This window comes from Delftia sp. S65 (assembly GCF_016516495.1).
GTDB lineage: Bacteria > Pseudomonadota > Gammaproteobacteria > Burkholderiales > Burkholderiaceae_C > Comamonas > Comamonas acidovorans.
This window is the reverse complement of sequence record NZ_JACVUR010000006.1, coordinates 92,623-111,667: the sequence shown is the minus strand read 5'-3', so window position 1 is coordinate 111,667 and position 19,045 is coordinate 92,623. Positions and strand designations below refer to the sequence as shown.

Annotated in this window: 21 protein-coding genes; 14 read left to right on the top strand and 7 right to left on the bottom strand. The window is 68.3% G+C overall.

Going from position 1 to position 19,045, the window contains the following annotated elements:
* The first annotated feature begins 9 nt into the window (after positions 1–9).
* Both hpaH and IAE24_RS07995 read left to right on the top strand, forming a co-directional pair.
* On the top strand, positions 10–813 hold the full coding sequence (gene hpaH / locus IAE24_RS08000) for a 2-oxo-hept-4-ene-1,7-dioate hydratase (protein ID WP_016449088.1): 804 nt from the start codon (positions 10–12) through the stop codon (positions 811–813).
* A 138-nt stretch (positions 814–951) separates the two neighbouring features.
* Positions 952–1,722 (top strand): SDR family oxidoreductase, encoded by a 771-nt coding sequence (locus tag IAE24_RS07995; RefSeq protein ID WP_013803947.1) that lies wholly within the window; start codon positions 952–954, stop codon positions 1,720–1,722.
* Between the two features lie 18 nt (positions 1,723–1,740).
* Here IAE24_RS07995 and IAE24_RS07990 read toward each other — a convergent pair whose 3' ends face one another.
* Entirely contained in the window at positions 1,741–2,748 is a 1,008-nt protein-coding gene (locus IAE24_RS07990; protein WP_016454133.1) for an AraC family transcriptional regulator, read from the bottom strand.
* A gap of 192 nt (positions 2,749–2,940) precedes the next feature.
* On the opposite strand from IAE24_RS07990, the gene IAE24_RS07985 reads away from it, so the two are divergent.
* The 8 genes from IAE24_RS07985 to cutA all read left to right on the top strand — a co-directional run bounded on the left by IAE24_RS07985 (position 2,941) and on the right by cutA (position 9,870).
* Entirely contained in the window at positions 2,941–3,732 is a 792-nt protein-coding gene (locus tag IAE24_RS07985) for an SDR family oxidoreductase (RefSeq protein WP_043824618.1), read from the top strand.
* A 36-nt stretch (positions 3,733–3,768) separates the two neighbouring features.
* Positions 3,769–5,064, top strand: coding sequence for a styrene monooxygenase/indole monooxygenase family protein (locus IAE24_RS07980; protein ID WP_199960147.1), 1,296 nt, complete (start codon positions 3,769–3,771; stop codon positions 5,062–5,064).
* A gap of 14 nt (positions 5,065–5,078) precedes the next feature.
* Positions 5,079–5,606 (top strand): flavin reductase family protein, encoded by a 528-nt coding sequence (locus tag IAE24_RS07975; RefSeq protein ID WP_199960146.1) that lies wholly within the window; start codon positions 5,079–5,081, stop codon positions 5,604–5,606.
* A 59-nt stretch (positions 5,607–5,665) separates the two neighbouring features.
* Positions 5,666–6,901 (top strand): dienelactone hydrolase family protein, encoded by a 1,236-nt coding sequence (locus IAE24_RS07970; RefSeq protein WP_013803943.1) that lies wholly within the window; start codon positions 5,666–5,668, stop codon positions 6,899–6,901.
* Positions 6,902–7,051: 150 nt separating this feature from the next.
* Positions 7,052–7,585, top strand: a complete 534-nt coding sequence (locus tag IAE24_RS07965) for a MarR family winged helix-turn-helix transcriptional regulator (RefSeq protein ID WP_199960145.1) — start codon at positions 7,052–7,054, stop codon at positions 7,583–7,585.
* Positions 7,586–7,616: 31 nt separating this feature from the next.
* Entirely contained in the window at positions 7,617–8,375 is a 759-nt protein-coding gene (locus IAE24_RS07960; RefSeq protein ID WP_099734535.1) for a class II aldolase/adducin family protein, read from the top strand.
* 18 nt (positions 8,376–8,393) lie between these two features.
* Complete coding sequence (locus IAE24_RS07955) at positions 8,394–9,419, top strand: 2-dehydropantoate 2-reductase (RefSeq protein ID WP_180317927.1); 1,026 nt, start codon at positions 8,394–8,396, stop codon at positions 9,417–9,419.
* A 52-nt stretch (positions 9,420–9,471) separates the two neighbouring features.
* Complete coding sequence (cutA, locus tag IAE24_RS07950) at positions 9,472–9,870, top strand: divalent-cation tolerance protein CutA (RefSeq protein WP_013803939.1); 399 nt, start codon at positions 9,472–9,474, stop codon at positions 9,868–9,870.
* Here the strand turns inward: cutA and IAE24_RS07945 are convergent.
* The gene (locus IAE24_RS07945) at positions 9,857–10,846 is read right to left on the bottom strand and encodes a Bug family tripartite tricarboxylate transporter substrate binding protein (RefSeq protein ID WP_199960144.1); all 990 of its coding nucleotides are present in this window, start codon (positions 10,844–10,846) and stop codon (positions 9,857–9,859) included. The two genes, cutA and IAE24_RS07945, sit on opposite strands and share 14 nt — an antisense overlap.
* Before the next feature lie 238 nt (positions 10,847–11,084).
* Entirely contained in the window at positions 11,085–12,305 is a 1,221-nt protein-coding gene (gene ftsY, locus IAE24_RS07940; protein WP_199960143.1) for a signal recognition particle-docking protein FtsY, read from the bottom strand.
* 28 nt (positions 12,306–12,333) lie between these two features.
* Between ftsY and IAE24_RS07935 the strand changes: the two genes are divergently transcribed.
* The 4 genes from IAE24_RS07935 to coaD all read left to right on the top strand — a co-directional run bounded on the left by IAE24_RS07935 (position 12,334) and on the right by coaD (position 16,539).
* Positions 12,334–13,812 (top strand): M16 family metallopeptidase, encoded by a 1,479-nt coding sequence (locus IAE24_RS07935; RefSeq protein ID WP_013803936.1) that lies wholly within the window; start codon positions 12,334–12,336, stop codon positions 13,810–13,812.
* Between the two features lie 26 nt (positions 13,813–13,838).
* On the top strand, positions 13,839–15,200 hold the full coding sequence (locus tag IAE24_RS07930; RefSeq protein ID WP_199960142.1) for a M16 family metallopeptidase: 1,362 nt from the start codon (positions 13,839–13,841) through the stop codon (positions 15,198–15,200).
* On the top strand, positions 15,197–15,907 hold the full coding sequence (gene rsmD, locus IAE24_RS07925) for a 16S rRNA (guanine(966)-N(2))-methyltransferase RsmD (RefSeq protein ID WP_012203729.1): 711 nt from the start codon (positions 15,197–15,199) through the stop codon (positions 15,905–15,907). Before IAE24_RS07930 ends, rsmD begins: the two co-directional genes overlap by 4 nt.
* Before the next feature lie 131 nt (positions 15,908–16,038).
* Positions 16,039–16,539: a pantetheine-phosphate adenylyltransferase gene (gene coaD / locus IAE24_RS07920; protein WP_013803934.1), complete on the top strand. Its 501-nt coding sequence runs from the start codon at positions 16,039–16,041 to the stop codon at positions 16,537–16,539.
* A 91-nt stretch (positions 16,540–16,630) separates the two neighbouring features.
* Here the strand turns inward: coaD and IAE24_RS07915 are convergent, their stop codons facing one another.
* The 4 genes from IAE24_RS07915 to IAE24_RS07900 all read right to left on the bottom strand — a co-directional run bounded on the left by IAE24_RS07915 (position 16,631) and on the right by IAE24_RS07900 (position 18,980).
* The gene (locus IAE24_RS07915; RefSeq protein WP_071957054.1) at positions 16,631–17,752 is read right to left on the bottom strand and encodes a zinc-binding metallopeptidase family protein; all 1,122 of its coding nucleotides are present in this window, start codon (positions 17,750–17,752) and stop codon (positions 16,631–16,633) included.
* Positions 17,753–17,924: 172 nt separating this feature from the next.
* Entirely contained in the window at positions 17,925–18,245 is a 321-nt protein-coding gene (locus tag IAE24_RS07910; RefSeq protein WP_013803932.1) for a BON domain-containing protein, read from the bottom strand.
* A gap of 72 nt (positions 18,246–18,317) precedes the next feature.
* On the bottom strand, positions 18,318–18,707 hold the full coding sequence (locus IAE24_RS07905; RefSeq protein ID WP_013803931.1) for a hypothetical protein: 390 nt from the start codon (positions 18,705–18,707) through the stop codon (positions 18,318–18,320).
* A gap of 111 nt (positions 18,708–18,818) precedes the next feature.
* A complete protein-coding gene (locus tag IAE24_RS07900) occupies positions 18,819–18,980 on the bottom strand; it encodes a DUF1328 domain-containing protein (RefSeq protein ID WP_013803930.1) in 162 nt (53 codons plus the stop codon).
* Positions 18,981–19,045: the final 65 nt, after the last annotated feature.

Below are 19,045 nucleotides of genomic sequence, written 5' to 3'. Positions count from 1 at the left end.
GGGGCGCCCATGCTTGCGCAACACACCATAGACAGCCTGGCGGCCGAGCTGCACGCCAGCGAAAAAAGCCGGGTGCAGGTCCGGCACTTTTCCCGCCGCCATCCGGACATGACGGTGCAGGACGGCTACGCCATCTCGCGCGCCTGGATGCGGCTCAAGCGCGCCGAGGGCCGCACGGTCAGGGGCCACAAGATCGGCCTGACCTCGCGTGCCATGCAGCAGGCCGTGCAGATCACCGAGCCCGACTACGGCACCCTGCTGGACGACATGTTCTTCGAGCCCGGCGGCGACATTCCCTTTGCGCGCTTCATCGCTCCGCGCGTGGAGGTGGAGCTGGCCTTCGTGCTGGGCCGCGCGCTCAAGGGGCCGGGCGTCACCCTGTGCGATGTGCTGGCCGCCACCGACTGGGTGGTGCCCGCCGTGGAAATCATCGACGCCCGCATCGAGCAAAAGGACCGCGATACCCAGGCCATGCGCACGGTGCGCGACACCATCGCCGACAACGCGGCCAATGCCGGCATCGTCATGGGCGGGCGGCCCGTGCGCCCAGACGCGGTGGATCTGCGCTGGGTGTCGGCGCTGCTGCAGCGCAACGGCGTGATCGAGGAGTCCGGCGTGGCGGCCGCCGTGCTCAACCATCCGGCCACGGGCGTGGCCTGGCTGGCCAACCGGCTCGCGCAATGGGATGAGCAGCTGGACGCAGGCCAGGTGGTGCTGGCCGGCTCGTTCACGCGGCCCGTCACGGCCCAGGCCGGCGACAGCTTCCATGTGGACTACGGGCCGCTGGGCTCCATTGCCTGGCGCTTTGCCTGAGCTTCGTCCGCAGTGCGGCGATGGTGTCGCCTGCGGCACAGTCCGCAGGCCCGGCGCGTCGCCGACAATGCAGCGGCGCCGCCCGCCACCGGTGCGCGGGCGGCGGCTGCAACACATGCACTACAGGATGGACAAGCAATGGAGATGAAGAACGCAAAGACGGCCGTGGTCACGGGCGGAGGAACCGGCGTGGGCAAGGCCGTGGCGCTGGCCCTGGCGGGCGCCGGCTACCAGGTGGTGGTGGCGGGCCGCCGGCAGGCGCCGCTGGATGAGACCTGCGCCGAGGCCCAGGCAAAGTACGGCGCAGGCGAGCGCATGCTGGGCATTGCCACCGATGTCAGCGACCCGGCTGCCGTGGAGCAGCTGTTCGCGCGCACGGTGCAGCGCTTCGGTCGCGTGGACCTGCTGTTCAACAACGCGGGCCGGGGCAATCCGCCCGGCTCCTTCCTGGACTGGACGCCCGAGCAGTGGCGCGAGGTGGTCGATGTCAACCTCAACGGCATGTTCTATTGCCTGCAGCAGGCCTTCCGCACCATGCGCGACCAGTCGCCGCGCGGCGGCCGCATCATCAACAACGGCTCCATCTCCGCGCATGCGCCGCGCCCCAATTCCAGCGCCTACACGGCCACCAAGCATGCCGTCATGGGCCTGACCAAGACGGCTGCGCTGGACGGCCGTGCCTACGACATCGCCGTGGGCCAGATCGACATCGGCAATGCCATGACCGAGCTGGCATCGCGCATGGCCAAGGGCGTGCCCCAGGCCAATGGCGAGATCGCGGTGGAGCCGCTGATCGACGCGGATGTGGTGGGCCAGTCCGTGCTCTACATGGCCAGCCTGCCGCTGGAGGCCAATGTGCTGTTCCACACGGTGATGGCGACCAAGATGCCCTTCGTGGGCCGGGGCTGATCCGGCAAAGTCAGGCCCTCAGGCCTGCACGCGGCGGCTCGCCGTCTCGGACGGGAGCTCGCCGAAGCGGCTGCGGTACTGGGCCGCGAAGTGGCCCAGGTGCAGGAAGCCGTATTTCTGCGCCACGTCGCGCACGCCGGAGCCGGCTGCGACGCCCGGGCCCTTGGCTGCCTGGAGTTCGGCGCGCACGCGGTCCAGCCGCAGCTGGCGCAGGAAATCCATGGGCCCCATGCCCGCGTGCTGGCGGAAGGCGGCCTGCAGCGTGCGCGCGCTGCAGCCGGCCTCGCGGCAGACATCGGCCAGCGACAGGGGCTGGTCGGCATGGGCCTGCATGTACTCCTGGGCCTTGCGCACGCCGCGCGGCAGCAAACTGCGTCGGCTGTCCCCGGCCAGTGCGCGGCTGTGGCTGTGCGTGGCCGACATCAGCAGGCTGGTCAGCAGGTATTCCTCCGCATGCTGGGCCAGTGCCTGCGTGGCCTGCAGGGCGTTGCCCGCATCCAGCGTGTGCCGCAGGCAGTCGATGAAATGCACCAGCGGTGCCAGCGCAGGCTGGTCCAGCGGCACGCCCAGATCGAACACCAGGGGCCGGCCTGCGGGCGCCTGCAGCAGCGCCTCCAGCCGCGCCACCAGGGCCGGGCGGGCCATGCGCACGATCAGGTGCGGGCTGTCGTCGGCCCAGCGCATGGACAGCGGCTCGGTCGGCGAGGGCAGGGAGGCCAGGCGCGGCGTGGCATCCACCTGCTGCGCGCCGCAGCGGATCTCGGCACTGCCGCGCAGGGGAATCTGCAGCAGGAAGAAGTCCCGCAGGTAGCCGGGCTCGATGTGCACGCCGGGACCGTACTGCACATAGTTCAGGCTGACGTTGCGGGAAAGCGGCGCGCTGTGGTGGCAGGCGTCCAGCTCGGCGCGCGGGCGCAGCATGCCCAGGCCATGCGGACAGAAGACGCGCGCCACGCTTTCGCGGGCCTCGTCCATGTCGTGGCTCTCGAAAAGCCGGTAGCGCTGCAGCGGCAGCGGTGTGTGCATGGCGTGTTCCATAGGCTGGGCAGAACGTAGCAAAAACCACCCGCTCCCACAATTCGGACCATTCCCCGGGAGCCGATTTCTGCGCGCCAGGGACAGTGCCTGCGCTTGCCGGATGCCTGCGCGGCCCGGCCCCCCGTAACGTGTGCTGCACAGGCCAGCCCGGCCTGGCATCCACACGGGAGAACAAGCGTCATGTTCAAGGGACTCGAAGGCAAAAGCGCCATCGTCACCGGCGGCTCCACCCTGATAGGCGCCGGCGTGGTGCGTGCGCTGCACGCGGCCGGCGTAAAGGTGGTCATTGCCGACATCGATGCCGACAACGGCCAGGTGCTGGCCGATGCGCTGGGCGAGGGCGCGCTTTTCGTGCGCACCGACATCACCGACGACGCCCAGGTCGCCGCCTGCGTTCAGCAGGCATGCAGCCGGCACGGCGGCGTGCACATCCTGGTCAACCTGGCCTGCTCCTATGTGGATGAGGGCATGCAGTCGCCGCGTGCCGACTGGCTGGCCTCGTTCAACGTGAACGTGGCCAGCGCCGTGGCCATGCTGCAGGCCGTGCACCCGCACATGGTGGCTGCCGGTGGCGGGGCCGTGGTGAACTTCACCAGCATCTCCTCCGAGGCCGCGCAGACGGGGCGCTGGCTCTACCCGGCCAGCAAGGCGGCCATGAAGCAGCTCACGCGCAGCATGGCCATGGACCTGGCGGCCGATGGCATCCGCGTCAACAGCGTCTGTCCGGGCTGGACCTGGTCGGCGGTGATGGACCGGCTCAGTGGCGGCGACCGCGCCAAGACCGACCGCGTGGCCGCGCCCTTTCACCTGCTGGGCCGCGTGGGCGATCCGCACGAGGTGGCGCAGGTGGTGCTGTTCCTGTGCTCGGACCATGCCAGCTTCGTGACCGGGGCCGACTACGCGGTGGACGGCGGCTACGGCGCCATGGGGCCCGAGCGCGCCGTGGCCGCCATTCCCCAATTGATGGACTAGTACGCAGTACGGACACGGAGCCGCAAGGAGACAGCCATGAAGAAAATCGCCATCGTCGGAGCCGGCCAGTCGGGCCTGCAACTGGGCCTGGGCCTGCTGGCCGCGGGCCATCAGGTCACGATACTGAGCAACCGCACGGCGCAGGACATCGCCCAGGGCCGGGTCATGTCCAGCCAGTGCATGTTCGACAGCGCGCTGCAGATAGAGCGCGGCCTGGGCCTGGACCACTGGTCGCGCGAATGCCCGGTGGTCGAGGGCATCGGCCTGTGCGTGCCGCATCCGGCGCAGCACGGCGGGAAATCGGTCGACAAGGCCATCGACTGGGCGGCGCGGCTGAACGCGGGCGCGCAGTCCGTGGACCAGCGCCTGAAGATCCCCGCATGGATGGACGACTTCCGCCGCCAGGGCGGCGAGCTGGTGCTCAAGGATGCGGGCATCGCCGAGCTGGAGGAATGCACGCGCAGCCATGACCTGACCCTGGTCGCCAGCGGCAAGGGCGAGATATCGAGGCTGTTCGAGCGCGATGCCCACCGCTCGCGCTTCGACCAGCCCCAGCGCGCGCTGGCGCTGACCTATGTGACGGGCATGAAGCCGCGCGAGCCGTTCTCCGCCGTGTCCTTCAACCTGCTGCCGGGCGTGGGCGAGTATTTCGTGTTCCCGGCGCTGACGACCACGGGCCACTGCGAGATCATGGTGTTCGAGGGCGTGCCCGGCGGCCCCATGGACTGCTGGGGCGATGTGAAGACACCCGAGCAGCACCTGGAGCGCAGCCGCTGGATCCTCGACACCTTCGTGCCCTGGGAGGCCGAGCGCTGCCGCGACATTGCGCTGACCGATGACAACGGCATCCTCGCGGGCCGCTTCGCCCCCACGGTGCGCAAGCCCGTGGCCACGCTGCCGTCGGGGCGCAAGGTGCTGGGCATGGGCGACGTGGTGGTGCTCAACGACCCCATCACGGGCCAGGGCTCCAACAACGCGGCCAAGTGCGCCGACACCTATCTGCGCAGCATCCTGGCGCGCAGCAATGGTGACGGAAATCGTGACGGAAATGGCGCATTCGACGCCGCCTGGATGCAGCAGACCTTCGACCGCTACTGGTTCGGCTATGCGCAATGGGTCACGCAGTGGACCAACATGCTGCTGGCGCCACCGCCACCCCATGTGCTCAAGCTGCTGGCCAGCGCGGGCACGCTGGCACCGCTGGCCAGCGCCTTTGCCAACGGCTTCGATGACCCGCGCACCTTCTTCCCCTGGTTCGCGGACGCGGGCGAGGCAGACCACTACATCGACAGCTGCGCGGCCATCGCCGCCATGGCAGCCGTCCCCGCCTAGCCGCAGAGGCCGCCATGAGCACATGCGAAACCCCGGCCCCCGCCACGGCCTGCTCCTTCGATCCGCGCGAGCTGCGCAAGGCCTTCGGCCAGTTCACCACGGGCGTGACCGTCATCACCACGCGCGCGCCGGACGGGCGGCGCGTGGGCATGACGGCCAACTCGTTCTCCTCGGTCTCGCTGGACCCGCCGCTGGTGCTGTGGAGCCTGGCGCGCCAGGCGCCCAGCGTCTGCGATTTCCAGGGCGCCAGCCATTTCGCCATCCACGTGCTGGCTGCGGGCCAGCACCTTCTGTCGCGGCGCTTTTCCACGCCGCAGCAAGACAAGTTCGGCGGCCTGGACTGCGCGGAAGGCCCGGCCGGCGTGCCCCTGATCGATGGCGTGCTGGCCCGCTTCGTCTGCCGCAACGTCCGGCAATACGATGGCGGCGACCACCTCATCTTCATCGGCCAGGTCGAGCGCTGCGAACGCTTCGACGGCGAGCCCCTGGCCTTTCACGCGGGCTACTATCAGGTGACGGTGCGGCACCCCGAATGCGTATGACGGGCCATGAAAAAAGCGGCACCGCAGCTTTCCCCACCCTTTGAAACGGAGACAGACCCATGCAGCAGAAAGAACCCCCGGCAAGCCGCCATGTGCGCATCAACGCGCTGGACGGCAGCGGCAGCTTCAACGCCTACCTGGCCGTGCCGGCCTCGGGCAGCGGCCCTGGCCTGGTGCTGGCGCAGGAGATCTTCGGCGTCAACGCCACCATGCGCGAGGTGGCCGACTACTACGCCGAAGAAGGCTACGTGGTGCTGGTGCCCGACCTGTTCTGGCGCCAGCAGCCCGATGTGGAGCTGGGCTACACGCCGGCGGACTGGGAGCGCGCCTTCGGCCTCTATAAGGGATTCGACGAGGCCCTGGGCGTGCAGGACATCCAGGCCTGCCTGAACGCCCTGCGCCAGCGCCCCGAGGTCACGGACGGCAAGGCCGGCGTGCTGGGCTTTTGCCTGGGCGGCAAGCTGGCCTACCTGGCCGCCTGCCGCACCGATGCCGATGCGGTGGTCGGCTACTACGGCGTGGGAATCGAGGCGGCGCTGGACGAGGCCGAGCGCATCCGCTGCCCGCTCACCCTGCATGTGGCTGAGCTCGACGCCTTCTGCCCGCCCGAGGCGCGCCAGCGCATCGTCCAGGCGCTGGGCGGGCGCCCCGGCGTGGCCGTGCATGTCTATCCAGGCGTGGACCATGCCTTCGCGCGCAAGGGCGGCGATCACTTCCACCGCGCCTCGGCGCTGATGGCGCACGAGCGCAGCATTGCCACGCTCAAGTCCGCCATCGGCCCGCACTTTGACCTGGCCGCGCTGTGGGACAAGCACTGCGAGTACGAATTCGCCACGCGCAACGTGGACGACACCATGGCCACCATGGTGGCCGAGCCCTATGTGAACCACATCCCGACCATGACCGGCGGCGTGGGCTTCAGCAACCTGCACGCGTTCTATACGAACCACTTCGTCAACAGCAATCCGCCCGACACGTCGCTGACCCCGATTTCACGCACGGTGGGCGCCTCGCAGGTGGTGGACGAGATGCTGTTCTGCTTCACGCACACCACCGAGATCCCGTGGATGCTGCCCGGCGTGCGGCCCACGGGACGGCGCGTGGAGATCCCGCTGCTGGCCGTGGTCAAGTTCCGGGGCGACAAGCTCTACCACGAGCACATCTACTGGGACCAGGCCAGCGTGCTGGTGCAGGTGGGCCTGCTGGACCCGGCGCTGCTGCCCGTGGCGGGCGTGGAGACGGCGCGCAAGCTGCTGGATGAGACACTGCCTTCCAACGAACTGCTCAAGCGCTGAGCGCGGCGCGGGCGCAGGGTGAAACCCATGCGCCCGCTGGTGGCCTGCAGGCCGCCAGGGCTCTCAGGGTTGCCACCAATGTTGATATGTCAACATTGGTGGATCATGCGGCCATCGCAATCGCCATTGCCGCCCGGTTCCCTCCGCCCAATGCCCCGCCCACGCACATCCACGATCCCTGCCGCCGATGCCGCCACCGGCCCTGCACCGGACACGCAGGTCTGCCCCCAGACGCTGGCGCTGGAGGACTTCATCACCTTCCGCCTGGGCGCGCTGTCCAATGCGCTGCAGACCCAGGTGACGCGCCACTACATCGCACCGGCATCGCCCGTGGGGCTGACCGAGTGGCGGCTCATGGGCCAGATCCAGCGCCATGGCGAGCTGCATGCCAGCGCGCTGTCGCGCCTGAGCCTGATGGACAAGGCCCAGATCAGCCGCGCGCTGCAGCCGCTGATCGACCGGGGCTGGGTGCTGCGCCGCGCCGATCCGCAGCACGCGCGGCGCCACCTGCTGCAGCTGAGCGAAGCAGGGCAGGCGCTCTTCGACGAGGTGCTGTCCCGCGCCCGCCCCTACCAGGCGGCCCTGCTCAATGCCCTGACGGCCGATGAGCGCGCCATGCTGGACCGCATCCTGGACAAGCTGGGCCGTGCTTCCCAGGCGCTGGACCAGGGGCTGGATGCCTGATTTCCCCACGACCCACCTCAGAACCCACACCATGAATTGCTCCATGCACCCTGATGAGCGGGCCGCCCGCATCGAACTGGCCGCCTGCTACCGCGTCTTTGCCATGCTGGGCTGGGACGAACTGATCTACAACCACATCACGGTGCGCCTGCCCGACAGCGTGACGGGCGGTGAAAAGCAGTTCCTGATCAACCCCTTCGGCCTGCACTACGAAGAGGTCACGGCCAGCAACCTGGTACGCATCAATGTGCGCGGCGAGGTGCTGGACGGCTCGCGGCATCCGGTGAATCCGGCCGGCTTCGTGGTGCATGCGGCCATCCACGACGGACTGCCGGGCGCGCACTGCGTGATGCACACGCACACCACCTCGGGCATGGGCGTGGCCTGCCTGGAGCAGGGCCTGTCGCAAAGCAACTTCTATAGCGCCCAGCTGCACGGCATGGTGGCCTACCATGACTTCGAGGGCATCACCATCCATGCCGACGAAGGGCCGCGCCTGCTGGCCAGCATCGGCCGCCGCAAGGCCGTGATCCTGCGCAACCATGGCCTGCTCAGCTGGGGCAGCGATCTGCCCCAGGCCTTCGTGGTGCTGTGGACGCTGCAGCGCGCCTGCGACGTGCAGATGGCCACCCTGTCCATGGGCGCGCCGCGCATGGTCTCCGACGCCATGGCCCGGCGCTGCAATGAGGATTCGCTGACCTTCAACGCCAGCCACGGCGGTGCCCGCGATGTGTTCGACCACCTGGTGCGCCGCGTGAACCGGCGCGACAGCAGCTATCTCGATCTTTGAACCCGGAGCTTCCCGCGCATGACCATGGAACAGACAAGCATTTCATTCGACAAGGCCTGCATCTTCGGCGCCGGTGCCATCGGCGGCTGGATGGGCGCGACCCTGGCCCGCGCCGGCTGCCAGCTCAGCGCCGTGGCGCGCGGCGCTGCACTGCAGGCCCTGCGCACCCAGGGCCTGACCCTGGTGCACGGCGAGCAGCGCGAGCACTTCGCGCTGCGCGCCGAACAGGACCCGGCCGCCCTGGGCGTGCAGGACCTGGTCATCATCTCCGTCAAGGCGCCGGGCATGCCCGATGTCGCCGAGCGCATTGCCCCGCTGATCGGCCCGCAGACCGTGGTGCTCACGGCCATGAACGGCGTGCCCTGGTGGTTTCTGCAAGGCGGTGTCGATGCCAGCGTGCGCGGCAGGCAGCTGAAAGCCGTGGACCCTGAAGGCCGCATTGCGCAAGCCATCCCGCTGGGTCAGGTGCTGGGCTCGGTGGTCCATGCCAGCTGCTCCAACGATGCGCCCGGCGTGGTGCGCCGCCACTTCGGCAACAGCCTCATCCTGGGCGAGCCCCTGGCCACAGGGCCCGGCCAGCCGCCCACACCACGCCTGGCGGCACTGGCCCAACTGCTGCAGCGTGGCGGCATCGAGGCCAAGGTCTCCGACAACATCCAGCGCGACGCCTGGTACAAGCTCTGGGGCAACATGACCGTCAACCCCGTCAGCGCGCTGACGGGTGCCACCTCGGACCGCATCCTGGGCGACGAGCTGGTGCGCGGCCTGATCACGCGCGTGATGCTGGAGGCCAAGGAGATCGGCGCGCGCATCGGCCTGCCCATCAACGAATCGCCCGAAGACCGCCATGCGGTCACGCTCAAGCTGGGCGCCTTCAAGACCTCCATGCTGCAGGACGTGGAAGCGGGCAAGCCCGTGGAGCTCGACGCCCTCGTGGGCGCGGTGCGCGAAATGGGCCAGCTGTGCGGCGTGGACACGCCCTTCACCGATGCGCTGCTGGGCCTGGCGCGGCTGCAGGCGCGGCAAAAGGGGCTGATGGCCTGACGCCGCAAAGGCCAGTACCGGCCTGCAGCGCGCAACCGTAGACTATGCCTCCATGACTTCCGCCAAGAACCCCGCCTCGCCCTGGTCCACGCTGTGCGTGGTGGCCACCACCGTCCCCAGCGCCGAGGAGGCCGCCCATCTGGCGCGCAGCCTGGTGCAGCAGCAGGCCGCGGCCTGCGTGCAGGTGGAACCCATCACCTCGCACTACGTGTGGGAGGGCGAGATGCACGCCACGCCCGAGTGGCGGCTGGTCTGCAAGACCCTGCCCGACGTGCTGGAGCGCCTTGCCCGGCTGCTGCGCGCCGGCCACAGCTACAGCGTGCCGCAGATCACCATGCGCACCGAGCGCTGCATGGCCGACTATGCGCAGTGGCTGCGCTCCCAGGTCTCGACCCGGGACGTGGCGGACACTGCAGACATGGCCGCCGCGCCCCGCATCACTGCGGCGTGACGTTGGCGGCCTTGATCACGGGCACCCAGGTCGCTGTCTCCTTGCGGATCAGCTCACCGAAGGCGCTGCCCGTGACCACCCAGGGCTCGATCCCCTGCAGATCCAGCTGCCTGACCACGGCCGGCGTGTTGAAGATCTCCTGAATATCCTTTTCCAGCTGCCTGAGCACGGCCGGCGGCGTCTTCTTTGGCGCCATCACGCCGTACCAGGACGAGATGGCAATGCCCGGCACGCCCGCCTGGGCCAGCGTGGGCACCTCGGGCAGGTACTTGCTGCGGGCCGGGTCGGTCACGGCCAGCGCACGCAGCTTGCCCGACTGCACATGCGGCAGCAGCGCGGGCACATTGCCCACGATCATTGGCACCGTGCCGCCCAGCACATCGTTGAGGCCGGGCGCCGTGCCCTTGTAGGCCACGTGCAGGATGTCGGCGCCGGTCTGCTGCTTGAACAGCTCACCGGCCAGATGCAGGCTGGAGCCCACGCCGGGCGAGGCATAGCTGATGGTGGCCGGCCTGGCCTTGGACAGGACCACCAGCTCCTGCACCGTTTTGGCGGGCACGCCAGGGTGCACGGCGATCACATTGGCCGCCTTGGCCAGCGAGGCCACGGGCGCGAAGTCCGCCTCCACGCTGTAGCCGGGCCTGGCCAGCAGCGTGGGATTGATGGTCAGGTTGCCCTGGGGCACGACCAGCAGCGTATGGCCGTCCGGCGCGGCGCGCTTGACCATGTCGATGCCGATATTGCCGTTGGCCCCGGGCTTGTTCTCCACCACCGAGGTCTGCTTGTAGCGCTCGGCCAACCCCGTGGACAGCAGGCGGGCCAGCGCATCGACCGGGCCTCCGGGCGGAAAGGGCGCGACGATGGTGAAAGGCTTGGCGGCCAGTTGCTGCTGCGCGGCGGCATCCTGGGCCAGGGCGCTCTGGCATGCGGCTGCGGCCAGCAGGGCGGCAGCGCCGAGCAAGGTGGGGGCTTTCATGGGGAACTCCGGGGAACAAGGCAAGGCAGGTACAAGCAAAAGAAATGCCTGAGGGCTATCGATTGTTTCTTGTATAAAACAACGTTCTTCTTATAAATCAATGCAGAGCATAAAACCTGCGGCTTGATTCGAATCAAGGGAAAACCCTTGCCTGCATACCTGGGCCTTCGCTGCGCTCGCATGCCCATGAAAAAAGGAGCGCAGCGCGCTCCTTCGGGTGGTGGTGTGCCGGGTGGCCTCAGGACAGCAGCGCCTGCGCGAATTCCCGGGCGTTGAAGGTTTCCAGGTCCTCGACCTTTTCGCCCACGCCGATGAAGTACACGGGGATCGGCCGTTCCTGGGCAATGGCAGCCAGCACGCCGCCCTTGGCCGTGCCGTCGAGCTTGGTGACGATCAGGCCCGTGAGCTGCAGCGCATCGTCGAAGGCGCGCACCTGGGCCAGCGCGTTCTGGCCGGTGTTGCCGTCGATGACCAGCAGCACCTCATGGGGCGCCGTGGCGTCGGCCTTGCTGACCACGCGGCGGATCTTGCGCAGCTCTTCCATCAGGTGCAGCTGGGTGGGCAGGCGGCCTGCCGTGTCCACCAGCACCACATCCTTCTTGCGCGCGCGGCCGGCGGTGACGGCGTCAAAGCTCACGGCCGCAGGATCGCCCCCTTCCTGGCTGACGATCTCCACCGTGTTGCGGTTGGCCCAGACGCCAAGCTGCTCGCGCGCGGCGGCGCGGAAGGTGTCGGCGGCGGCCAGCAGCACGCTCTGGCCTTCGTCGGCCAGGTGGCGGGTCAGCTTGCCGATGGAGGTGGTCTTGCCCGCGCCGTTGACGCCAGCCACCATGATCACGGTGGGCTGGTGCTCGCCGATGACCAGCGGCTTTTCCAGCGGGCGCAGCAGGTCGGCCAGGGCATCGGCCAGCAGCGCCTTGACGGCGGCGGGGTCGGTGGCCTTGGCCTCCTTGACGCGGCGGCGCAGGTCGGTGAGCAGGTGCTCGGTGGCCTTGACGCCGGTGTCGGCCATCAGCAGGGCGTCTTCCAGTTCCTCGTACAGCGCATCGTTGATCTGCGTGCCCGTGAAGACCGTGGCAATGCTGCTGCCGGTCTTGCGCAGGCCGGTCTTGAGGCGCTGCATCCAGTTCTGACGGCTGGCACCCTCGGCCTCGGGCTTGGCCGTGGGCTCGGGCGCGGCAATGAAGTCCGCAGGCGCGATGGTGGACGCGGGTGCAGCAGCTGGGGCAGGCGGGGTCTCGGGGGGCGCGGCATCGCCCTTGCCGCCGCCAAAGGGCTTGCGCCACCAGGCACTGCCGGTGTCGGCGGCCGGCGCTGCTGGCGCGGCCGGTGGCAGGGCAGGGGGGCTGTCCTGCGGTGGGGTTGCGGGAATGCCGGCCTTTTCAGGCGCGGCGCTGCTGTCCGCCGGGGAAATCTCGGCGGCGGAGGGGGTGGGCTTTTTCTTGAAAAAACTGAACATCGGCAGGTTCTTAGAATCACAGCATTCTATGAAACATGCACTCACCCTCCTGGGCTTAATGGCCTGCATGGGCACCGGGGCTGCTTTGGCAGCCCCGGATGCATCCTCTTCCATCCCTTCATCGCTGCTGCAGACGGTGGCCAGCCAGGCCGCCGGCGGCACGCGCACCGCCACTTCGGCACAGCAATTCACCTTGAAGAACGGCATGCAGCTCATCGTGCAGCCCGACCGGCGCGCGCCCACGGCCGTGCACATGGTCTGGGTGCGCGTGGGCTCCGTGGACGAGGTCGATGGCACCTCGGGCGTGGCCCACGCGCTCGAACACATGATGTTCAAGGGATCGCGCAAGGTGGCTCCCGGCGAGTTCTCGCGCCGCGTGGCCGCGCTGGGCGGGCAGGAAAACGCCTTCACCAGCCGCGACTACACGGGCTACTACCAGCAGATTCCGTCCAGCCGCCTGGAAGACGTGATGAAGCTCGAATCCGACCGCTTCGCCAACAACCACTGGCCCGACAGCGAGTTCAAGAAGGAGATCGAGGTCATCAAGGAAGAGCGCCGCATGCGCACCGAGGACCAGCCGCGCGCCGTGCTCATGGAGCAGCTGATGGCGGCGACCTTCGTGGCCTCGCCCTACCACCGCCCCGTGATCGGCTGGATGAGCGACCTGGACGCGCTGACGCCCGGCGACGTGCGCGACTTCCATGGCCGCTGGTATGTGCCCGGCAATGCCACCATCGTCATTGCCGGCGATGTGGACGTGGCCAAGGTCCGCGCCTGGGCCGAGAAGTACTACGGCAGCATTCCCGCACGCGCCCTGCCGGTGCGCAAGCCGCGCACCGAGCCCGCGCAGATCGGCATCCGCCGCATCGAGGTCAAGCAGCCGGCCGAGCAGGCCCTGGTAGCCCTGGCCTTCCGCGCGCCCTCGCTGACGCGCGTCAGCGACCTGCAGGCCGACGACCGCGATGCGCTGGCGCTGCTGGTTCTGTCGGCCGTGCTGGACGGCTATGACGGCGCCCGCCTGGAGCGCGCCCTGGTGCAGGGCGAAGGCCGCGTGGCCGATGGCGCGGGCAGCTCCATGTCCCTCATGGGCCGTGGCCCCGGCCTGTTCATGCTAACGGGCGTGCCCGCCACGGGCAAGACCGCCGCCGAGGTCGAGGCGGCGTTGCGCGCCGAAGTGGCCAAGGTCGCCAAGGATGGCGTGGAGCCCGCCGAGCTGGAGCGCGTGAAGACGCAGTGGATGGCCTCCAATGTCTATGAGCGCGATTCGGTCATGGGCCAGGCCCAGAGCCTGGGCAATTACTGGATACAGGGCATGCCGCTGGATGCGGAAGACCAACTGCTGACCCAGCTGCGCACCATCACGCCCGATGACGTCAAGCGTGTGGCTGCCAAGTACTTTGGCGATGACCAGCTCACGGTGGGCACCCTGGTGCCGCAACCCCTGCCCGAAGGCGGCAAGCCCCGTCGCCCCGATGCGGGTGCCGGCATCGGCGGACCCCTGCATTGATGCCCCCGAAGCACGCTGGAGTGAAGATGAAGAACATGAAAAAAATGGTGGCCAGCACGGTGCTGGCAGGCGTGGGCATGGGCTTTGGTGCCACGTCCGCATGGGCGCTGCTGCCCATCCAGCACTGGACCCAGCCCAGCGGGGCGCAGGTCTGGCTGGTGGACAGCCCGGGCATTCCCATGGTCGATGTGCAGATGGACTTCGATGCCGGCAGCCGGCGCGATCCCGCCAACCAGGTCGGCCTGGCCAGCGCCGTGGCGCTGATGGCCTCCAAGGGCGTCACGGCCCAGGGCAGCGCGCCTGCTCTCGATGAAAACGGCCTGGGCCAGGCCTGGGCCGATCTGGGCGCCAGCTTTGGCGCGCAGGCGGGCCGCGACAGCTTCAGCTACGGGCTGCGCTCCCTGACCGAGCCTGCGCTGCTGCAGCGCGCCGTGGCGCTGGCGGCGCGCCAGATCGCCAACCCCAGCTGGCCGCAGGACGTGTGGCTGCGCGAGCGCGAGCGCTGGACCGCGGCCATCAAGGAATCGGACACGCGCCCCGGCACGGTGGCCGGCAAGGCCCTGAGCCAGGGCGTGTTCGGCACCCATCCCTACGGCGCGCGCGCCACGGGCGAGAGCCTCGCGCACATCGACCTGTCCGACATGCAGTCCTTCCACCGCCGCCTGATCGCGGCCTGCCGCGCCAAGGTCAGCATCGTCGGTGCGGTCAGCCGCGAGCAGGCCGACCAGCTGGTGCAGCAACTGCTGGCTCCGCTGCAGGCGGCGCAGGGCCAGGACGCCAGTGCCTGCGCGCCCCTGCCCGACGTGCCCAAGGTGCAGGCGCTCAAGGCGCCGGTCAACGAGAACATCCCCTTCGCCTCGGCCCAGGCGCAGGTGCTGATCGCCCAGCCGGGCATTGCACGCAACAACCCGGACTTCATGGCCGTGCTGGTGGGCAACCACATCCTGGGCGGCGGCGGCTTCACCTCGCGGCTGACCGAGGAAGTGCGCGAAAAGCGCGGCCTGAGCTACAGCGTCTACAGCGATTTCTCGCCGGGCCTGGACGCAGGCGCCTTCACGATCGCCCTGCAGACGCGCCCCGACCAGGCAGCCGAGGCCCTGAAGGTGTCGCAGGACACGCTGCGCCGCTTCGTGGCCGAAGGCCCGACCGAGAAGGAGCTCAAGGCCGCAAAGGACAATCTGATCGGCGGCTTTGCGCTGCGCATCGACAGCAACCGCAAGCTGCTGGGCAATGTGTCCAACATCGCCTGGAACGGCTTGCCGCTGGACTACCTGGAGCACTGGACCGAGCGCGTGCAGGCGCTCACCGTGCGTGATGTGCGCGAGGCCATGCAGCGCATGCTGCAGCCCGAGCGCATGGTGACCGTCGTCGTGGGAGGCAAACAATGAGCCGCAACAGCATCAAAATTCATACCCCTGCCGGCAAGCGCTGGCTGGAAAAGGCCACGGCCGAGGCCGCAGCACCCAAGGCAGCTGCCGCAGCGCCTGCTGCCGCCAAGGCGAAGGCCGGACGGCCGGCGCCGGTGGGCGCAGGCGAGGTCCGCATCATCGGCGGCCAATGGCGCCGCACGCGGCTGCCCGTGGCGCAGCACCCGGGCCTGCGGCCTACGCCGGATCGCGTGCGCGAGACCCTGTTCAACTGGCTGGGCCAGGACCTGACGGGCTGGCATTGCCTGGATGCCTTCGCGGGCACGGGCGCGCTGGGCTTCGAGGCCGCATCGCGCGGCGCGACCAATGTGCTGATGAACGAGCAGGACGCCACTCTGGTCCAGCAGTTGCAGCGCCTGCGCGAGCGCCTGGACGCCCAGTCCGTGCGCGTGCTGCGCGGCGATGGCATCGGCTGCCTGCGCCAGGTGGCGCCGGGCACGCTGGACCTGGTGCTGATCGATCCGCCCTTCGACCATGCCGATCTGTTCGAGCCTGCGCTGAAGGCCGCCGCGCAGGCGGTGTCCGCCACGGGCTATGTCTATCTGGAGGCGCCCCAGGCCTGGACCGAGGAGCAATTGGCCGAGGCCGGTGGCCTGCAGCTGTTCCGCCATCTGAAGGCGGGCGCCGTCCACGCCCACCTGCTGCGCAAGGCACCGCAGGACGAGTAAAGGGCGCTGCGGCGGCCGCGTTCCCTGGCAGGAGCGCGGCTGTCGCACAGCCGACCGGCCATGCTGCAGCGCAATGCATAATGCGCCATCCGTGCCGGACAGGGCACGCGCAGCCAATGAAAGCGACCGCCATGAGCCACGACGTGATTGCCGTCTATCCCGGAACTTTCGATCCGATCACGCTGGGTCATGAAGACGTGGTGCGCCGCGCGACCCAGCTGTTCAGCCACGTCATCGTTGCCGTGGCGGCGGGCCACCACAAGAAGACCATGTTCAATCTTGAGGAGCGCATGCAGATGGTGCGCGAGGCCGTGTCCATCTATCCCCATGTCCAGGTCGAGAGCTTTCATGGCCTGCTGCGCGACTTCGTGGTCGAGCGCGGCGGCAAGGCCATGGTGCGCGGCCTGCGTGCGGTCACCGACTTCGACTACGAGTTCCAGCTCGCCGGCATGAACCGCACGCTGATGCCCGAGGTGGAGACCGTCTTCCTCACGCCCAGCGACCGCTACCAGTTCATCAGCAGCACCTTCGTGCGCGAGATCGCCACGCTGGATGGCGAGATCGACAAGTTCGTCTCTCCCAGCGTGCGTACCCGCCTTCTGCAGAAGGTGCAGGCCAATCGTGGGTCGTGATCGCACGAGCTGATCGCGCGCCTTGATCCCCTGACCACCTGGCTGTCCTGAGGCTCGGCAAGGGCGGCCAGGGCCCTCTCGAAGTTCCTTCTTAGAAGGCAGCCTGCCGCGTGGCGCTCGCATTCACGGCGGCGTGCACGAATTCCAGCTTGCGCCTGGCCCCGGCCGAAAGGGCGAACGGATAGGCATCGCCATGGCCCAGGCTGCGGTTGAGGCTGTTGGTCAGCAGCGTCAGCGGCACCCACTGGTCCAGCATGGTGCCGAAGTCCGGCTGTGCATGGACCGCGAAAGGGTCCTGCACGCACAGCGCCGGCTGCGTGCCCGAGCCTGTACTTGTCCCTGAGCCTCCAGGCATGGTGATGCAGGTGCCATAGCTGGCCGCAGTCTCCAGCAGATCCACCATGTGCAGGTAATGGGCCCAGCTTTCGGCCCAGTCTTCCCACGGGTGGGAGGTGGCATAGGCGCTGACGAAGTTGTCGCGCCACTGCTCATCCATCGGGTCGCGCGCATAGTAGTTCTGCAGGGCCTGGCCATAGTCCTGGCGCTCGTCGCCGAACAGGCGGCGGAATTCCTCGATACGGCCTGCGCCCACCACCAGCCTGTCCCAGAAGAAGTGGCCGGATTCATGGCGCAGATGGCCCACCAGCGTCCGGTAGGGCTCGTGCAGGGCCTGGCGGCGCCGGGCACGCTCGGCATCGTCGGCCTCCACCACGTTCAGCGTGATGGTGCCGTTGGCATGGCCGGTCATCACGGGCGCCTGCCCCGGCAGGTCGGCCAGCAGCTCGAAGCGCGGCCCATCCTCTCCAGGCCGGGGACCCAGGCCCAGGCGGGCCAGCGTGTAGAACAGCTGGCGCTTGGCGGCCTCGATCCGGGTCCAGCGCAGCGCATTGGACGGGTCTGACAGATCGGGCAGCCAGCGTGTCTGGCGGCAGGACTCGCACAGCGCATGGGGATCGTCTGCGGGCAGGGCGAAGTTGCACTGTCCCACGGGACCCCGGTGGCTGCACATCTTGTAGAGCCGGCCTGGCGGCTTGCCGCTCGTCAGCGACGACAGGCTCTCCCACAGCACGCTGTCCCGCGTGCCGGAAACCGGGCGCAGGCAGGCCACATGCAGTCGCTCGGGCAGGAAGGCCAGGGTGGCGCCGCAGTGCACGCATTGAACGCTGTCGAAGAAGACCGGGTGGCCACAGGCATCGCAGTTGAAGACTCGCATGTCGGTCACTTTACGCCGTATGTCCGGCGCACGGTGGAAAGGGGTCGTACCTGCCGTCGGCTGCAATGGTCAGCAATCCTTGCGGCGGACCGTGCGGCAGTTGGAGCCCTGGATGAAAAAAGGCCGGAAGTCTCCGGCCTTGTACTTGGATCAGCCCCCGCAGGGGCCTGCATCAGGGACGAACCACGATGCTGTTGCGCACTTCACGCACGTTCTTGGTGGTGCGGGCGATCTCGGCGGCGCGGGCCTTTTCCGATTCGGACTTGGCAAAGCCCGACAGCTGCACCGTGCCGTTCAGGGTCTCGACGCTGATGGACGTGGCCGAGACGCTCTTGTCTTCTGCCATCTTGGCCTTCACCGCAGTGGTGATGCCGGCATCATCCACATACGAACCCACGGACTGCTGGTCGCGGGCCACGGAGCAGGCGGTGGTACCGAGCACGGTGGCACCGGCGACGAGAGCGAAAGCGATGGCACGGGTGTACTTTTGCATGATCAGTTCTTTCCTGGACAAGAAGATTGAGAGTAACGGTACTCGAGGGAACTCAGGGGACTCGGCGGCAGCTCACTTGCGCGAGCGGGAACTCATGAAGAACGCGGTGGCCAGGGCAGCGCCCGTGGCTGCAGCCAGCAGGATGGAGCGGCCAGGCTGTTCGATGACGTAGCGCGTGGTGGCTTCCGTGGCCGATTGCAGTTGGCGGCGGGCGCGGTCGGAGCTGTCGGCGCAGAAGTTGATGCCGCGTGTGGCCAGTTCCTGGGCACGTGCTGCGAGGTCATCGATGACGGGGTTCAGTTCACGCTCGATGGACTGGACACCTTCCTCGGCCTTGTCCAGCGCATTCGCTGCAGTGCGGCGTGTGGTGTTGACGGCTTCCTTGGCGGCATCCGCGACATCCTGGGCAACGTCCTTGGCGGTATCGGCGGCTTTGTTCACGGCTTTCTCGGCTTGGCTCATTGGTTCTATCTCCTCAAAACTGGCATGAATGCGAAAGGCGGTCGGGCTGCCGGGCTGGCTGCCCGCGGTAAGCGGGCTTGGGCTGGCAGGGGGCTGAAGGCGGCGCCGCCGCTACTTCTTGATCAGGCTCATCACAAAGGTGACGACAGCCATGATCACGAAAATATAGAACAGGATCTTGGCGATGCCTACAGCACCTGCCGCAATACCACCAAAACCGAATATGGCGGCTACCAGGGCGATGACGAAGAACACGATGGCGTAGTGCAGCATGTAAAACTCCTTGGGTTGTTCGTTTCCAAGAAACGGCACGGGGCGGATGGGCCAAGTGCTGTTTG

Coding starts and splice junctions, on each gene's coding strand:
- IAE24_RS07935 (WP_013803936.1), top strand. CDS start 12,334: ATGAAACATGCACTCACCCTCCTGGGCTTAATGGCCTGCATGGGCACC.
- IAE24_RS07900 (WP_013803930.1), bottom strand. CDS start 18,980: ATGCTGCACTACGCCATCGTGTTCTTCGTCATCGCCCTGGTAGCCGCC.
- rsmD (WP_012203729.1), top strand. CDS start 15,197: ATGAGCCGCAACAGCATCAAAATTCATACCCCTGCCGGCAAGCGCTGG.
- IAE24_RS07945 (WP_199960144.1), bottom strand. CDS start 10,846: ATGAAAGCCCCCACCTTGCTCGGCGCTGCCGCCCTGCTGGCCGCAGCC.
- coaD (WP_013803934.1), top strand. CDS start 16,039: ATGAGCCACGACGTGATTGCCGTCTATCCCGGAACTTTCGATCCGATC.
- IAE24_RS07985 (WP_043824618.1), top strand. CDS start 2,941: ATGTTCAAGGGACTCGAAGGCAAAAGCGCCATCGTCACCGGCGGCTCC.
- hpaH (WP_016449088.1), top strand. CDS start 10: ATGCTTGCGCAACACACCATAGACAGCCTGGCGGCCGAGCTGCACGCC.
- IAE24_RS07970 (WP_013803943.1), top strand. CDS start 5,666: ATGCAGCAGAAAGAACCCCCGGCAAGCCGCCATGTGCGCATCAACGCG.
- IAE24_RS07930 (WP_199960142.1), top strand. CDS start 13,839: ATGAAGAACATGAAAAAAATGGTGGCCAGCACGGTGCTGGCAGGCGTG.
- IAE24_RS07915 (WP_071957054.1), bottom strand. CDS start 17,752: ATGCGAGTCTTCAACTGCGATGCCTGTGGCCACCCGGTCTTCTTCGAC.
- IAE24_RS07910 (WP_013803932.1), bottom strand. CDS start 18,245: ATGCAAAAGTACACCCGTGCCATCGCTTTCGCTCTCGTCGCCGGTGCC.
- IAE24_RS07990 (WP_016454133.1), bottom strand. CDS start 2,748: ATGCACACACCGCTGCCGCTGCAGCGCTACCGGCTTTTCGAGAGCCAC.
- IAE24_RS07905 (WP_013803931.1), bottom strand. CDS start 18,707: ATGAGCCAAGCCGAGAAAGCCGTGAACAAAGCCGCCGATACCGCCAAG.
- IAE24_RS07995 (WP_013803947.1), top strand. CDS start 952: ATGGAGATGAAGAACGCAAAGACGGCCGTGGTCACGGGCGGAGGAACC.
- cutA (WP_013803939.1), top strand. CDS start 9,472: ATGACTTCCGCCAAGAACCCCGCCTCGCCCTGGTCCACGCTGTGCGTG.
- IAE24_RS07975 (WP_199960146.1), top strand. CDS start 5,079: ATGAGCACATGCGAAACCCCGGCCCCCGCCACGGCCTGCTCCTTCGAT.
- IAE24_RS07980 (WP_199960147.1), top strand. CDS start 3,769: ATGAAGAAAATCGCCATCGTCGGAGCCGGCCAGTCGGGCCTGCAACTG.
- IAE24_RS07965 (WP_199960145.1), top strand. CDS start 7,052: ATGCCCCGCCCACGCACATCCACGATCCCTGCCGCCGATGCCGCCACC.
- IAE24_RS07955 (WP_180317927.1), top strand. CDS start 8,394: ATGACCATGGAACAGACAAGCATTTCATTCGACAAGGCCTGCATCTTC.
- IAE24_RS07960 (WP_099734535.1), top strand. CDS start 7,617: ATGAATTGCTCCATGCACCCTGATGAGCGGGCCGCCCGCATCGAACTG.
- ftsY (WP_199960143.1), bottom strand. CDS start 12,305: ATGTTCAGTTTTTTCAAGAAAAAGCCCACCCCCTCCGCCGCCGAGATT.